This window comes from Providencia sp. R33 (assembly GCF_019343475.1).
Classification (GTDB): domain Bacteria; phylum Pseudomonadota; class Gammaproteobacteria; order Enterobacterales; family Enterobacteriaceae; genus Providencia.
Genome location: NZ_CP072453.1, coordinates 4,202,233 through 4,217,421, shown reverse-complemented (window position 1 = coordinate 4,217,421; position 15,189 = coordinate 4,202,233). Strand labels below are relative to the sequence as shown.

Below are 15,189 nucleotides of genomic sequence, written 5' to 3'. Positions count from 1 at the left end.
GGCTTTTCTTTCAAACAAAACCGCATAATCCAGACTGAATTATGCGGTTTTTTATCTTTTACCCTTCGTAGAAGGCTAAAACCAGATTACCCTCGCGGATAATTATCGGGTTGCCAGGAAGCGCATCAATCAGTTCATGTTTCGAACTTTCTACCACCACCGCCACATTTTTGTATTGATGACTTTCCAACAATGCAGGTAATTGGCCTAAGCTGTAAAAACGGTTTGCCGCATCAGGATATTCTAGCCCATAGCCTAACTCCCCTGTTTGATGCAACATCGTAATATCACTGCGTTTTAGTACCCAAGCCAGCGCCGTGCCTAAACCGACATTGTTGGTCAATAATACTGATTTATTTTCCAGTTGATTGTAATACTTGGTGATCAACTTCTGAGGTGTATTATTGCTTGCCACATAATTTGGGATCACATGGCCCACACTTAAGCTAATAGCCACTGTACACACCGCGGCTAAATACCAAAACCGCTGCTTCATGGAAATGGCAGCCACTACCAGCCAAAAAATAAATGCCCCTGCCGCCAGCCATAATTTATGACTTTCATCAGCTTGATAAAGATTAAATTTAGGAATATAAGGCGAGGCAATAATTACACCCGCAGCAAGCCCACCAATTACCATATTGATCACCGCGTTTGCACGGATAGCGAGTGTTCTTTTCTCTGTTAGGATTTTTTCAATATACGCTGCCATTAAGATCGCAACGGGTGCAATACACGGCAAGATATAGGTAAGCAGTTTGCCTTTCGTGATACTAAAAAAGACAAACGGTGCAAGGAACCATAATAAAAAATAGATATGCATCCCTTTTTGCTGCCATGCTTGACGCAAAGCGCCAAATAAGTAGCCTAACCACGGCAAGACTGCCGCCATCATGATAGGAATATAAAACCAAAATGGGGATTTGTTTTGGGCGTTATTTGCCATAAACCGTTGAATATGTTCAACCCAAAAGAAATAACGCCAGAAATCAGGTTCACGGCTGGCAATCACAAATGCCCATGGCAAGCAAACCAAAAAAGCCGTGAAAATAGAAACAAATGAAAAAACAAAGACTTCTTTAAATTTTTTGAAATAAATCCCTGCAATCGAGCACACTAATACGGGTAAAACTAAAACTAAAAATCCTTTCGTCAATACCCCTAAACCGCAAGCCACCCCCAGTAAAATATATGCTAAGAGTTGATGAGAAAACCGCTTAGTGGTCAGCCCCCATTGGAAAAAGAAAATGACCATGGTAATAAATGCGGTCACGATAGGGTCAAGAATGTTATAAGTGCCAATGGTAAACACCATCAACATAGAGAGGTAAATAAACGTAGCATTAAAGGCGATACGTGGGTTCTTCCACGCCATTTTGGCGCTAAGATAAACAAATAATCCACTGATTAGTGTACTAAATACAACACCAAGACGAACAGAAACGTTATTTTCACCAAATAAAATTTGGAAAACAGCGCCAACCCAGTAACCAAAAATCGGTTTTTCGAAATAACGAACATCCAGCAGTTCTGGCACACTCCAATTATAACTGATGATTAATTCACGGCTAATTTCAGCATAACGGAGTTCATCGGGTTGCCACAACAGCCGCCCGTTTAACGGTAAAAAATAGGTTGCAACAATAAATACAAATAGCAGGCACCACTTAAGGCAGGCAATTTTATTATTTGCCATAATCATCTCATCTCAACCATTCTTGTTATTAATATTTAATATTTTTAAGCTGTTAGCATGAAAGCAACGCTCATCCTTCTTTATTAGGCTATTATCATTGCGACAATTAAACCCCACATAAACAAATCAATAATTACACGACTTTCTCATTGCTGTTTATAAACAATCAATAAATGAATACCCTATTTCATTCATTATCAAAAAAGAGATAAAAATTACGTGTTAAGACTGATTATATAAACAATAGTTCACTCCATAACGGTATGCTATAAATATTAAAAATTAATTAATTCTTAGTATTTAAAATCAAAATAGGATCATTTTTATTTACGCCCCAACGAAAAAACCAGCCATGGCCATTACCCATCACTGGTTTTTATTGATAGCAGCTAACGATTATTTTGCAGCAATTAACGCTTGCTCAAGGTCTGCGAGGATATCGTCGATATGCTCAATCCCAATCGATAAGCGGATCATATCCCGTGAAACCCCTGCTTGTGCAAGCTCTGCATCATTCAATTGGCGGTGAGTTGTCGATGCGGGGTGGCAAGCTAGTGACTTCGCATCACCAATATTCACTAGTCGAACAATCAGTTGCAACGCATCAATAAAGCGTGCTCCCGCTTCCTGACCACCTTTAATACCAAATGACATGATACTGGCGGGTTTACCATTCATGTATTTTTGCGCTAACGCGTGTTCTGGGTTGCTTGGTAGCCCTGCATATTTGACCCATTCCACTTGCGGGTGTTTTTCAAGGAAGTTCGCCACTTTTAGCGCATTTTCTGTGTGTCTATCCATTCTTAGCGCTAGAGTTTCTAAACCTTGTAAAATTAAGAAGGCATTAAATGGTGACAACGCCGCCCCCGTTCCGCGTAACGGTGCGACACGGCAACGGGCAATAAAGGCCGCTGCACCAAAGTGTTCGGTATAGCTCACACCATGGTAGGCCACATCTGGCTCAATCAAGAGTGAGAAACGATTTGGGTATTGCGTCCATGGGAATTTCCCTGAGTCAATGACCATACCGCCCAGTGATGTGCCATGACCACCGATATACTTAGTCAATGAGTGCACAACAATATCCGCACCATGTTCAAAAGGTCGGCATAAATATGGTGTCGCAACAGTATTATCCACAATTAGCGGTACACCATGGCGGTGGGCAACTTCCGCCAACGCAGCAATATCAACGATAAACCCAGCAGGGTTCGAAATAGACTCACAAAAAACCGCACGGGTTTTTTCATCAATCAACGCTTCTAATGCGGCTAAATCATCATGTTCAGCAAAACGGGTTTCGATGCCTAAGCGAGGTAAAGCGTGAGCTAACAAGTTATAGGTTCCGCCATACAGTTTTGCAACGGAAACAATGTTATCTCCAGCTTGAGCAATGGTTTGAATCGCGTAAGTAATCGCTGCCATGCCAGAGGCAACCGCTAGACCTGCGACACCGCCTTCCAGTGCAGCAACACGTTTTTCCAACACATCATTGGTCGGGTTCATAATTCGCGTGTAAATATTACCCGCGACCTTTAAATCGAACAGGTCAGCGCCATGTTGCGTATCATCAAAAGCATACGAGGTGGTTTGATAAATCGGAACGGCGACAGACTTCGTTGTCGGGTCTGGAGAGTAGCCGGCGTGAATCGATAATGTTTCTAATTTCATTTGTTATCCTTGTTATGATGCACTGGAAAAACACTGCCAGATTAGATATCTAATAAGAGGTTTGATGCTGTGTTGACACTAGATATTACCTAAGACTCTTCGGTAGACAACTATCTGAACTTGAAATTATTTCATATCAGTTAGTTCCTTTAGTTATAACTATGCGTGATTTTCATTCTATTCAGCTTAACTATCAGGTTATATCAATGTCGATACTTATAACCTATTGCCTATTGATATAAAAAAAGCCACCACCCGTTAAGGCAGTGGCTTTGCCCACGCATTATTTTCTCAGTAATTTACAGGAACGCGCCGTAAATAACCGACGTAATTGACGCTAACCCGCAAATAAACGTAAAAATTTGCGCCAGTTTTGAGGTGCTAAATTTCTTCATTGCAGGAATAATATTCATCGACACCACAGGGAGAATGAATAGGATAGCGGCAATCATTGGTGCCCCCATCGTTTCAATCATGCCTAAAATGCTTGGGTTACGAATAGTGACAATCCATGTGGTGATCACAATAAACAGCATTGACGCCATTTCAATTTTCTTCAGTGAGAAAGAAGAACGTGATTTGATTAAGCCAACTAAGCCTTCGTGTGCCCCTAAGAAGTGACCAAAGTAGCTTGATACGATGGCAGCAAAAGCAACAATTGGGCCTAAATAGGACAGAATCGGGGAAGGGTTAATATTCGCAATGTGCGATAACACACTGATATTTTGCTCCTTCGCGACCGTCAATTCTGCTGGGCTCAACGATAACACCACAGAGAAGACAAAGAACATCACGAAACCTGTGAGCATCAATGCTGCGCCACCCGTGATCATATCCGTTTTAATAATCGCTTTATCACCAAATTGTTGGCGTTGGTCTTTAGTAAATTGGCTAATGATTGGGCTGTGGTTAAATGAGAATACAATCAATGGGATAGCCATCCACACCACCACTGGCATTGCGCTCCAATCAGGTGCAACTTCTAGCATTGACATATTCCATTCCGGGATTAGATACAAAGACAGCGCTAATAAAATGAATACCAGTGGATAAACCATGAGGGAGGTCAGTTTTAGCATTAAATCACGGCCGAAAACCACACCCGCCGTCATCGCTGCAATCAAGACCCCAGAGAGCAACCAGCGAGGAAGTGGGTCCATACCTATTTGATTCACTAAGAAAGAATCGACGGTATTAGTGATACCAACACCATAAATTAATACGATTGGGTAAATCGCAAAGAAATAAGCAAAGGTAATAATATTTGCGCCTGTTTTACCGAAATGCTCTTCAACTGTATCGGTAATATCCGCGTTTGGATTTTTAGACGATAGAACAAAACGTGCAAGCCCTTTATGCGCGAGCCAAATCATAGGTGTTGCAATTACTGCCAAGACAACTAACGGCCAAAAACCGCCAGCGCCTGCTTTAATAGGGAGAAATAAAACCCCTGCGCCAACCGCTGTGCCAAATAAAGAAAGTACCCAAGTAAAATCTTTATACGTCCATTTACTTGCTGGTTTATCTGTTGCAGTCGCAATTTTTTCTATTGTGCTCATTATGTAATTTTCATCATTAACGTTATTGTAAAAAGATGAGCAGATTCTGCATTAAATGCGTACCAGTACCTAATTTAATCGATTTATTTCGCTCAACTTTTTGGCGTAGATCTCGTTAATAACGTTAAACAAGAAAATGTATTGTCATTATTCTGCTAAAAAATATTTTTCCATGTTATTGAAATAATATTTTTTATATATAAAGCATTTAATTTTATGTGCAATAACAAAATGGCTGGGTCATTAACCCAGCCATTGATAAAAACAATTAATAATTTATAGATAGATAGGAACTAAAATCTCAGTGGCGATAACCACGACAACCAAGCCCACTAATACTGGCACAGACGTTCTTTTCACCACTTCAAACGGTGAAATTTTCGCCATACCTGAAACCGCAACCACAACACCTGAAACTGGGGATAAAGTACGACCCAAGTTTGATGCTTGTAGCATAGGAATAACCAAGTAAGCTGGGTTAACACCCATTTGTTTTGCTAAGTGTGGGATCAATTCCACGAAAGCGTAGAATGGGGCATTACCTGAACCCGTTGTCATCGCGGCTAACATAGTGATGATCACTAATGCAATCATCATCACGATAGCACCTGAACCAAAGGATTGAGCAAGGTTAATCAGCCCTGAAATAAAGCCGATGGTGCTTAAACCTTGTGCAAATACGCCCGCAGCCACTAATAGCATCACCACGGTCGCAAATGCATCTGCCATACCTTTATAGCAAACTTCTAAACCGCCATAGACGTGTTTAGCACTGAAACTACGCAAAAACTCAATGATTGCCGCTAAAATAATACAGCCAACAATAATTGTGACAATGTGCAGTTCAGGTGCCCATTTACCATCAAACACTAACACACCAATAATTGGCGTGAAGGGTAAGATGGCATAAAAAGAAGGTGCATGGGTTTTGATTTCATTCACATCTAACATTTCTGTTTTCACGTGCTCTTTTCTGTCGAGGTAACGTTGCCAGAAGAAATGTGCAATCGACATTGCCACAATCGCCGCGATGGAGATCGGTAATGTCGTTTTAAAAGCAAAATCAATTAATGGCATTTCCGCGGCTTTCGCTGCCAAAATCACGTCACCCGATGTAGGCGCCAAGATAATCGCCGCAGGTGAAGCACAAATTGCAGCAGCAGCACCGCGGCTAATCCCGACGTTTACCATCACAGGGAACAAGGTTGCCATTAACAGCACCCCTAAACCCGTTGCGGATGAAACCGCCAGTGACATCAAACATGCCACAATATAAGCCGCTACCATTAATAAGTAGGGTGAGTTGATCATTTTCAATGGTTTTGAGGCGATTTTCACCACCACATCGTTGGCACCAATGTGAGTCATATACGACGCAAACCCACATAACACCATGATCATCATTCCAAGGTCACCGCCTCGGCTCATGAGGAGGAATTTAATGTATTCCAAAATGTCTGTTACACGCCACCCCGTCGTTGGTACAGAACCTGGTAGAATACTTTTCCCCATAATCGCGGTAATGATCAGCAGTAAAATACCACCGGTCATTAACACACCCGTTGCCGAATACCCTTTTATGATATAACGCCCAACTCCAATGGCGACAATGACGCCGATTAAGAGCTCAATCATTTGTTTCACCTGCCTGTCTTATTTTGTAATTATAAAAAAATTACTCTGCCTAATAGTTAAGCAAAATTCACTGACAATGATCATGTCAGAAGATGTTTTTTAATATAGAAATGCGTAAAAACACAAGAGAAATAAATAATAAATCTTTTAACTAATCGAGTTGGCAGTTGAATTTATCGATGATTCTTTGAACAACGGAGGATAAGGCTTTTATTAATAAGGAAATGCTTAGCACAATAAGCCGCCTTAACAGCATTTAAGTTTATTACCACTGATAAGCATACGTAATTTTACCTATTAAAAAGTTCGTAAATCATATCACCAAAAAAACCACGATATTGCAGGTAACGAATTTGCTTACTTTTCTCTTTAAAATCATCGGGTAGGTCATCGCCAAACTTTTTGCTGCGCACCTCGGCGGCTTTTTCAAACCAATCCACGTCGATATTGGCAAAATGTTGATCGACAAGTGTTTGCGGGAAACCCTTTTGGCGCATTTCTTGTTTGATGCGTAACGGCCCATAACCTTTGCGTATATAGCCTTGCAGCAATAAGGCAACGACGCGATTATCATCCAGAAAATGTTGATCGCTTAGCCTTTCCAATACCCGTTCAATTAAGGTTTCGTCGATAATACCGTCATTTTTTTCGTACATGCGCCGTTTCATCCGAGCAAATAACTCGGCTTTTCCATAATCACGACGTGAAAGCATAAACAGAGCGTATTGGTAGAGGTCAGATTCATTCATGAAATTAAGCTTTTAACAGTAAAGTGGGCGCATTGCACGCCCAGTCTACCATGGCAAATGCAACTAATGAACTTGTGCGCCGCTAAGCAGTTTATAAATGGTATCAGGCGTGTAACTACCGTCTTGGAAATAGATTGTCCAATCGGTAATATCATCACGAGTTAACGGATAAACCTCCCCTTCTTGCATCGTTTGCACATAGAAAGGATGGTTGATTAAGCGCCCTTCAAATTGGTCACCATTCCATGAAACCGGCTCGAACCACATGTGTTCATGGCCATCAAAGTCCTCTTCCGCATCGTGGTAACCAATGCCGCATTTCACCAAGAAACGCCATTCAGACTCCTGCTCTTCATCATTTTTACCGAGAAATTTAGCAAAGAAGCCTTTTTTCTGCGCCACAGGTTTCGGCCCATAGTTATCCAACATATGGGTGAAATATTCCCAACGCAGCTTCGCTTTACGGGACATATCCGCAGTTTCTTCATCGGTGCGCATAAACATCATCGCATTTTGCTCTTCAAACCCTTCAAAGAAACTTTCCAGCGTTGGGTTTTCTTGTGTTACGCGAAATAACATGGCAGATGGGTGCTGGTGAGATTCATCTCTATCATGCCAATCCCCCATAAAGCGCTCAGAAGTTTCATCACCAAATTCGAAATTTATCTCTTCCAGCGGTTTTAAATCATCCACTGGCGTTGATTTACCCACGTGTAACAAACCTTCTTCAAAGGGTAATGCCACCAAATATTCATAACCTGATTGTGTCTGCCCAATGAAAATCGGCTCGTTAAACACAATTTTACCGTGAGTGATGCTGTTATTCACAAAACTCCAGAATAATTCAGGAATACCGTAATAAGACGAAATTGGGTGTGGAATGATAATTTCTGCTTCAGCTAACCCACAACGAGCTAAACCATGAGTGTGGAACCAATACATGGTCGGTGCGCGTTCATCTTCAGGTTTGTCTTCATTATCGTCTTGGTCGTAAATCGCATGGACAACATATAAGGAATCAATACTTGGCATTAAATCATCAATTAATTGGAAATTTAGCCACTCACGGGTAAAGACTTTCCCTGCCGCTGAAATATCCAGACCCAATAATATGTCGGGCACTAAAATCTGGATGATTTTTAATTGTTGTAGGTAATTAACCAGCGGTTGTTCTTGGAAGACACACTCAACAATAACCGCTTGTGGTGCAGCACTCGCTTCAGCATACAATTCAGGCGAAATTGGGTCAGTGGCAAAGTAAGGGTTAATCGCGTAATCAGGGTCGCTGTCCACTAACGCCACATAAAAACGCAACTCTTCCTCCCCTTTTTTACAACTAAAGAAGAAACCGCCTTCATCGGGAATATAATCAATTTCACCTTCCGTGAAATAAGTTTGTTCTTCTAAGCGCTGTTCAAGTAATGCAGAAGTCAATTCAGAGGCAGGAATAGCAACCATCATGGAAGCTTCTTTTTCACCTTCACCCGCAGCTGTATCAAGGTAGTATTGTTTATTGTTCATTATTCAGACCTGTTAATAAGTGACTGAGGCGAGGATATCAGCTTATATTCATTAAGAATATTGTGAATATTCTTAACCAATTCAGATTGTGATTTGATCCCCCACATTTCATCTAAGTAGGTAAATTATCATTATTCGACAATGATTTATTCTACTTTTCATACGTCATTGGCTAAGGCACAATAGTGCTCTTTCTATTATTTACCTTAAAATAACGGGTAAATAACTCCATTCCAATATAGGTAATGAAAATATGGCTGACTTAACAAAAGAACAAAAAGAATATGTTGATGACCTCGCGATGCAGCGTGTTTTCGATATGAATAATGACGACGTATTTGTGAATGCATTAGAACAAAAAATTCACCAGATGGAAGATCACCTGAAAGCCTATTTCCATGAGCGTGTTCGCTTCCACCAACAAAACAAGCCATAAACCCATCTCTTGTTCAAGCCGATATGGTTCTATATCGGCCTTATTTTTATCCCCAAATAACGCTCTTAGATATTCCTTCAACAAGCCATATATTGACTAAATTTTCAGATATAAAAAGCATTAAACACCAGCCCAAAAAGTGATTTTTTTGCCCTTCTCTTTTCGTTATCGAACGTGATTTTTATTGCACTTAGTTCTTGGTCACCACATCTAAGAAAAGGACGATTTCCTCATTTTGGACAAAAAATAGGCTACTGATTGCTTATTTTTCATACAAAATAACCTTATAGTAACCGTGTGATTTGTTTGTTTTTTATTCTAATTTGACTTAAGAATACCAGGCGAGAGAGAAAATAATAAAGAGATATTTATACATACACATGCGTGAATATACCAATAATGACTAAAAGCTGATTTTAAATCATCGTATTCACAAAAGTATAAAAAACACAACAAAATAATACAGTAGTTTTGCTAATGCGAGCGGGATATATGTAGCTCGTGAAAAATTATTCTGCTACTATTCGCTCGAATTTTGTTCAGAGAAACTTAGGAGAAGCAAATGCCCTCTCGAACGATGAGGACAAAAGCCGTCTTCGCTTTCTTATTTTTATTGTTATTTTCGAGCTTAAGTATCGGCTCCACCAGTACCAGCAAGATGCTCAGTAAAGACTACTCAAGTAGCACTGTGCAAAATGTCAGTCAGGCGAAAACCTCACTGCCTGATTTGCGAAAATATCCCTCTGGTACACCACGAAAGAAAGCATTTTTGAAAACGGTTGTCCCTGTAATTGAAAAAGTGAACAAGCAAATTTTGGAAGAACGTAACTGGTTGTTATCCGTTCGTGCAAATAAGAAGTGGAGCGCTCAAGAATTGCGCCGTCTTAGCCAAATTTGTGATAGTTATGGTGTGAAATGTAGTAACCCAAAACGTGTTAATTGGGACAAACTACTTAGTCGTGTTGACATCATGCCGACGCACTTAGTTGCAACACAAGCAGCAACAGAGTCTGGTTGGGGTACATCGCAACTTGCTCAACAAAATGGTAATTTGTTTGGTATGCGCTGCGGTAGTGGCTGTCAATCCCAACAAGGTAAAGTGAAAGGCTATTCCACATACTCTTCTGTAGAAGACACTGTGACGGCTTATATGAAGAATATGAATACTCACAATGCTTATGAGTCTCTGCGTAATTCGCGAGCTAAGCAACGTTTATCAAAAGATGAGTTAGATACAAACAAGCTTATCAGTGATATGAAAGGGTACTCAGAGTTAGGTTCAACCTATAACCGTTATCTACAAGAGATGTACGCGAGTAACGAAGAATTGATTACACAAGCTCAAAAAAGAGCATCCACTCGCATCTAAATTTTTGTATCACCAGGTACAAGACATAAAAAATCCACTTCGCTAAGTGGATTTTTTTTATTCTTTTTTCACCGCGTTTATTTGATTTTTCAGTTCTCAATAATTGCTCTAAATAATTTGAACTACAGGTAGGCGCCAATTAAAGATATCCTAGAGAGCATACATTAGTATGTGACCTAGGTAGCTTTACGAAGGCAACACCCCTGTAGATCAAAGTATGACGAGCAAGTTGCTCTAAATAATTTGGATGGCAGGTAGGCGCCAAGTAAAGATATCCCTAGGGAGCATACACAAGTATGTGACCTAGGTAGCTTTACGGAGGCAACACCCCTGTAGCTCAAAGTATGACGAGTAATTTGCTCTAAATAATTTGGATGGCAGGTAGGCGCCAAGTAAAGATATCCCTAGGGAGCATACACAAGTATGTGACCTAGGTAGCTTTACGGAGGCAACACCCCTGTAGCTCAAAGTATGACGAGTAATTTGCTCTAAATAATTTGGATGGCAGGTAGGCGCCAAGTAAAGATATCCTAGGGAGCATACACAAGTATGTGACCTAGGTAGCTTTATGAAGGCAACACCCCTGTCATTCAAAGTATGACGAGCAAGATTCTGATTGCATACAACCAGATAATAAATATCATAGGCTATCTTCTACCAAAATAATTAACATCTTTGAGTCTAATATGAATTTCTTCTCGTTTGAGTTTCTTGGCTCTTTTTTAATTTTTTTTCTTATTTATTGGGGCTGTCAGCCCAGTGCAAAACTACAGAATGGTCTTTTAATTACTGCTAGCTACTTTTTTGTTTATTCTTTTAGTCCTGAATTTGCTTATATTTTATTTGGTTATACCCTTTTTATCTATTTATTAACTAACTGGGTGACGAACTGGCTTTCCAATCGTTGGATTTATGTCATTCTTGCCACGGGTATTATTGGGTGTTTTACTTACTTCAAATATTATTCTTTCTTTCAAGAAAGCATCCAGCAAACCTTAGATAAATTCGGTTTTAGTGTTGGACTACCTATTTTAGAAATACTGGCGCCGCTTGGGCTCTCTTTCTATGCGTTCCATTCCGTTAGTTATACGGTTTCTGTGTGCCGAAAAGAGATTCAGAAAGCTGATTTTTTTGATGTGACACTATATCTTGCATTTTTTCCGAGCATCGTCGCAGGTCCAATTAACCGCGCTAAAAACTTTCTTCCACAAATCCAAGCTGAAACCCGCACGATTTTAGATAGCCGCAAAGCTATTCTCTTAATTTCCTTGGCCTTGGTAAAACTGTTCTTATTTAGTTCTTATTTATCTGAGAACTTTGTTAACCCTGTTTTTGATGCCCCTGTGGGTTATAGTGCAGGCGAGATCCTTGTTGCTACTTACGCCTACGCTTGGAATATCTATTTTAACTTTTCAGGTTATACCAACCTTGTAACTGGGATTGCCTTATTATTAGGGTTCAGAGTACCCGTTAACTTTAATGCCCCTTATTTAGCTGCTAACTTAAAAGAGTTTTGGGCGCGCTGGCATATCAGTTTATCCACATTTATTCGCGATTATATTTACATCCCCCTTGGTGGCAACCGCAAAGGTTTTAGCCGAATGAATACCAACGTCTTCCTTGCTATGGTGATTTCAGGGCTTTGGCATGGTGCGGCAATGACATTCGTCTTGTGGGGTGCAATTCATGGCTTAGGGATTGTGTTACTCAACCTTAAGAGTTTGTGCATGGAAAAGCTGGGCTGGACAAACGTCATCCCGAATAAAACACTCTCTACTTGGGTTTCACGCATTATTACGTTCCATTTTGTCTGCTTTGCGTGGATCTTTTTCCGTAGCCAATCCTTTGATGATGCAATATTAATGCTCAACCAAATCATTGCACCAGGCTTTATCGCGTCTATCCAAGCCAGCCTTGGTTTATTAATTGCATTCTGGATCTTATTCATTGTTTATCCTTATTTTGTGCAGGGCTACCATGTTGTCGCAAAACGTTATCAAGACGTGCCTTGGTATTATTACCCTATCCCCCTTGCCATTATTTTAACCGTTATGTTTATGCTTTCGCCTTCAGGAATGCCGGGGTTCATTTATGCTAACTTCTGAGTTTAAAAAGACCCTTGTTAGAATGGTTCAGGTACTGTTAATTGTCTTAGTGGCAGGCATGCTATTGATTTGGCTCAATCAAGGCTCTCTAGAGCGTTTCTGGCAGCAAAAATACCACCAAGATACCCCATGGGCGAAAATGGTAGGAAACCCCGTCTGGGATTATGGCGCTTATTTACATGATGGCGCATTAGAAGCAGGCTCCACATTTGCTTACCATGCCTCAGGGCAAAAAGCCCAAGAAGAGAAAGAAGCCTCTAAGCTCGCACTGGAAAATCAAGGCAAAAAACTGGCCTTCCCAACGGATTTCCAAGTCGGTCTGCATTTTCTTCATGGCTATATTTACCCAGCGGAAAGTTTGTCTGTCACTTTCCCTGAATTACTGAAACGCCCGCAAGCCAGAGAAAAAGTAAAAGGCGTTAATTTTGGCGGCGTTACTGTCAAAAATAACCAGCCGATTGTTGCCAAACACATCGCCAATATCGAAAAAGGTCAGCAGGTATTATTTGCGGGTGACTCAATGATGCAAGGGGTAGCTCCTCATGTGAAAAACATGCTATTGAAAAAGTATAATATCGATAGCATTAATTTAAGTAAGCAAAGTACTGGTCTCGCTTATCCGCGCTTTTTTAACTGGCCACAGACTATTGCTAACGCATTGAATGACAATCCAAATATTAAAGTATTAGTGGTGTTTTTAGGGCCTAATGATCCGTGGGATATGCCACCACAAACAGGCTATAAATACGTCAAATTTAAGAGTGAAGATTGGGAAAACGTTTACCGTGGGCGGATTAGTGATATAATATCCACCGCTCGCCAGCACAATGTTGATGTTATTTGGGTTGGCCCCCCTAATATGCGTAAAAATACGCTATCTGATGGTATGAAATTCTTACGAAGCCTCTACCAATCTGAAGTCGAGAGTAACGGTGAAATTTACTTCTCCGTCAATGATGTCTTTAAATATAAAGGCGATACCTACTCTGACTATATCGGCGACGAAAGCAGCACAATTAAATTACGAAGTGGTGATGGCATTCATTTCAGCGGAAAAGGCCAACAGATCATCGCGGAAAAAGTGTTCTCACTGATCCACTTCGCAGAGGAAGAAAAGGAACCTCATGAAACTGAACAACCTGCGTCAAGCTAAGTCCAAAATTTTGGCTGGCAGCGTTATTGCGCTGCTGTCATTGGGCTTGTTGTCTTGCCAGAACACATCAGACAAAGCACGTCCCTCTAGCTCGACAAAAGGTCAGAGCGCGGTTGAACGTGGGCAATTAGTGAATAATGCAGAACCAAACCTGCGCCAATTCGCCAATAAATTGCGCCAAGGCAACCAACAAGTGCATATTGTCCAAATTGGTGACTCTCACACTGCGGCTGATTTTTTCAGTGGCAATCTGAGAACCTTATTTCAGCAGCGCTATGGTGATGCAGGCCCCGGCTTTATTCCGCCAATTTCGGTTCCAGGACAACGCACTGCGACCATCAACCGCATGAGTGAGAAAAAAGAGTGGTCACTATCGTCAAGCCGTAAAGATGAACGCTTTGATTACCCGCTAGGGGGCTTTATTGCAGAGCCGCAAACCGCGAACAGCAATGTGTTATTGAAACCACTGCAGCCCGCACTGGGAGCTTATCAGTTACAAGCTCTATATCAGGGCTCAAGTGATTCACAAATGCGCGTATCCCCTGCGGTATCCCCAAGTGTGGCGTTACCCGCAACAGGGAACCAGTGGCGCTTCTCAACACCGGTTAATACCCAATTACCTGCGCAAGTTTCTGTGAGCAAAGATAACAGTTTGAAAATCGGTGGTTGGTTAGTCCGCTCAACAAAACCTGGCGTGATGGTGTCTGCACTCGGAATTAACGGTGCCACCTTAACGATGGTCGACAAGTGGCAACCTCAGTGGAGCGAAACGCTAGCGCAGATGTCCCCTGATATGGTGATTTTGGCCTACGGTACCAACGAAGCTTTCAATGACACGTTAGATTTAGCCGCTTATGAGCAAAACTTGCGGGCAAAAATTCGTTTAATCCGCCAACAAATGCCAAATAGCGTAATTTTATTGGTTGGCCCGAATGATTCACTGAAATTTAGCAATGCAGCTAGCTGCCAAGCCCAAATGCCAGTGAATTTAATGAGTGTGATTGAAATTCAAAAAGCCGTCGCAGCGCAAGAAAATACGCTATTTTGGGACTGGCAAGCCTTTATGGGCGGTCCATGCTCAATTCGTACGTGGGCAGCGCAAGACTTAGCGCGTCCTGATAATGTGCATTTATCTGTCGAAGGCTACAAGAAGAGCGCACAGGGCTTATACAGCCAGCTCAATCAGCTGTTACAGTAATTGCCTTTCGTGCATAAACAAAAAAAGGTCAGCCTCATGTGCTGACCTTTAAGGTTGTTGACAAAGCAGGATAAAAGCGTGGTTTTTCCTGCTTTGT

11 protein-coding genes are annotated in these 15,189 nt (G+C 41.2%); 5 read left to right on the top strand and 6 right to left on the bottom strand.

Annotated elements, in window-relative coordinates:
* Positions 1 to 58: 58 nt before the first annotated feature.
* The 6 genes from arnT to J6836_RS19675 form a co-directional block, all read right to left on the bottom strand.
* Complete coding sequence (gene arnT, locus J6836_RS19700) at positions 59 to 1,702, bottom strand: lipid IV(A) 4-amino-4-deoxy-L-arabinosyltransferase (protein ID WP_219245529.1); 1,644 nt, start codon at positions 1,700 to 1,702, stop codon at positions 59 to 61.
* A 390-nt stretch (positions 1,703 to 2,092) separates the two neighbouring features.
* The gene (locus J6836_RS19695; RefSeq protein WP_219245528.1) at positions 2,093 to 3,367 is read right to left on the bottom strand and encodes a bifunctional O-acetylhomoserine aminocarboxypropyltransferase/cysteine synthase; all 1,275 of its coding nucleotides are present in this window, start codon (positions 3,365 to 3,367) and stop codon (positions 2,093 to 2,095) included.
* A gap of 299 nt (positions 3,368 to 3,666) precedes the next feature.
* Positions 3,667 to 4,926 carry an aromatic amino acid transport family protein gene (locus tag J6836_RS19690; protein ID WP_219245527.1) on the bottom strand — a complete coding sequence of 420 codons (1,260 nt, stop codon included), beginning with the start codon at positions 4,924 to 4,926 and terminating at the stop codon, positions 3,667 to 3,669.
* Positions 4,927 to 5,202: 276 nt separating this feature from the next.
* Entirely contained in the window at positions 5,203 to 6,561 is a 1,359-nt protein-coding gene (gene dcuC, locus J6836_RS19685; protein ID WP_219245526.1) for an anaerobic C4-dicarboxylate transporter DcuC, read from the bottom strand.
* Positions 6,562 to 6,851: 290 nt separating this feature from the next.
* On the bottom strand, positions 6,852 to 7,310 hold the full coding sequence (locus J6836_RS19680) for a regulatory protein RecX (protein WP_219245525.1): 459 nt from the start codon (positions 7,308 to 7,310) through the stop codon (positions 6,852 to 6,854).
* Between the two features lie 63 nt (positions 7,311 to 7,373).
* Positions 7,374 to 8,831 carry a DUF4026 domain-containing protein gene (locus J6836_RS19675; RefSeq protein WP_219245524.1) on the bottom strand — a complete coding sequence of 486 codons (1,458 nt, stop codon included), beginning with the start codon at positions 8,829 to 8,831 and terminating at the stop codon, positions 7,374 to 7,376.
* Positions 8,832 to 9,084: 253 nt separating this feature from the next.
* Here J6836_RS19675 and J6836_RS19670 point away from each other — a divergent pair, with 253 nt between their 5' ends.
* The 5 genes from J6836_RS19670 to J6836_RS19650 all read left to right on the top strand — a co-directional run bounded on the left by J6836_RS19670 (position 9,085) and on the right by J6836_RS19650 (position 15,092).
* Positions 9,085 to 9,267 carry a hypothetical protein gene (locus tag J6836_RS19670; protein ID WP_206086260.1) on the top strand — a complete coding sequence of 61 codons (183 nt, stop codon included), beginning with the start codon at positions 9,085 to 9,087 and terminating at the stop codon, positions 9,265 to 9,267.
* Positions 9,268 to 9,829: 562 nt separating this feature from the next.
* On the top strand, positions 9,830 to 10,636 hold the full coding sequence (locus tag J6836_RS19665; protein WP_219245523.1) for a protein bax: 807 nt from the start codon (positions 9,830 to 9,832) through the stop codon (positions 10,634 to 10,636).
* Positions 10,637 to 11,322: 686 nt separating this feature from the next.
* Positions 11,323 to 12,741 carry an MBOAT family O-acyltransferase gene (locus tag J6836_RS19660; RefSeq protein ID WP_219245522.1) on the top strand — a complete coding sequence of 473 codons (1,419 nt, stop codon included), beginning with the start codon at positions 11,323 to 11,325 and terminating at the stop codon, positions 12,739 to 12,741.
* Positions 12,728 to 13,894 (top strand): SGNH/GDSL hydrolase family protein, encoded by a 1,167-nt coding sequence (locus tag J6836_RS19655; RefSeq protein WP_219245521.1) that lies wholly within the window; start codon positions 12,728 to 12,730, stop codon positions 13,892 to 13,894. The genes J6836_RS19660 and J6836_RS19655 overlap by 14 nt, the downstream gene beginning before the upstream one ends.
* Complete coding sequence (locus J6836_RS19650) at positions 13,866 to 15,092, top strand: SGNH/GDSL hydrolase family protein (protein WP_219245520.1); 1,227 nt, start codon at positions 13,866 to 13,868, stop codon at positions 15,090 to 15,092. Before J6836_RS19655 ends, J6836_RS19650 begins: the two co-directional genes overlap by 29 nt.
* The last annotated feature ends 97 nt before the right edge of the window (positions 15,093 to 15,189 follow it).

Bases quoted from the DNA above. Each gene is read 5' to 3' on its own strand.
- J6836_RS19675 (WP_219245524.1), bottom strand. From the start codon at position 8,831: ATGAACAATAAACAATACTACCTTGATACAGCTGCGGGTGAAGGTGAA.
- J6836_RS19695 (WP_219245528.1), bottom strand. From the start codon at position 3,367: ATGAAATTAGAAACATTATCGATTCACGCCGGCTACTCTCCAGACCCG.
- dcuC (WP_219245526.1), bottom strand. From the start codon at position 6,561: ATGATTGAGCTCTTAATCGGCGTCATTGTCGCCATTGGAGTTGGGCGT.
- J6836_RS19650 (WP_219245520.1), top strand. From the start codon at position 13,866: ATGAAACTGAACAACCTGCGTCAAGCTAAGTCCAAAATTTTGGCTGGC.
- arnT (WP_219245529.1), bottom strand. From the start codon at position 1,702: ATGATTATGGCAAATAATAAAATTGCCTGCCTTAAGTGGTGCCTGCTA.
- J6836_RS19690 (WP_219245527.1), bottom strand. From the start codon at position 4,926: ATGAGCACAATAGAAAAAATTGCGACTGCAACAGATAAACCAGCAAGT.
- J6836_RS19665 (WP_219245523.1), top strand. From the start codon at position 9,830: ATGCCCTCTCGAACGATGAGGACAAAAGCCGTCTTCGCTTTCTTATTT.
- J6836_RS19660 (WP_219245522.1), top strand. From the start codon at position 11,323: ATGAATTTCTTCTCGTTTGAGTTTCTTGGCTCTTTTTTAATTTTTTTT.
- J6836_RS19670 (WP_206086260.1), top strand. From the start codon at position 9,085: ATGGCTGACTTAACAAAAGAACAAAAAGAATATGTTGATGACCTCGCG.
- J6836_RS19655 (WP_219245521.1), top strand. From the start codon at position 12,728: ATGCTAACTTCTGAGTTTAAAAAGACCCTTGTTAGAATGGTTCAGGTA.
- J6836_RS19680 (WP_219245525.1), bottom strand. From the start codon at position 7,310: ATGAATGAATCTGACCTCTACCAATACGCTCTGTTTATGCTTTCACGT.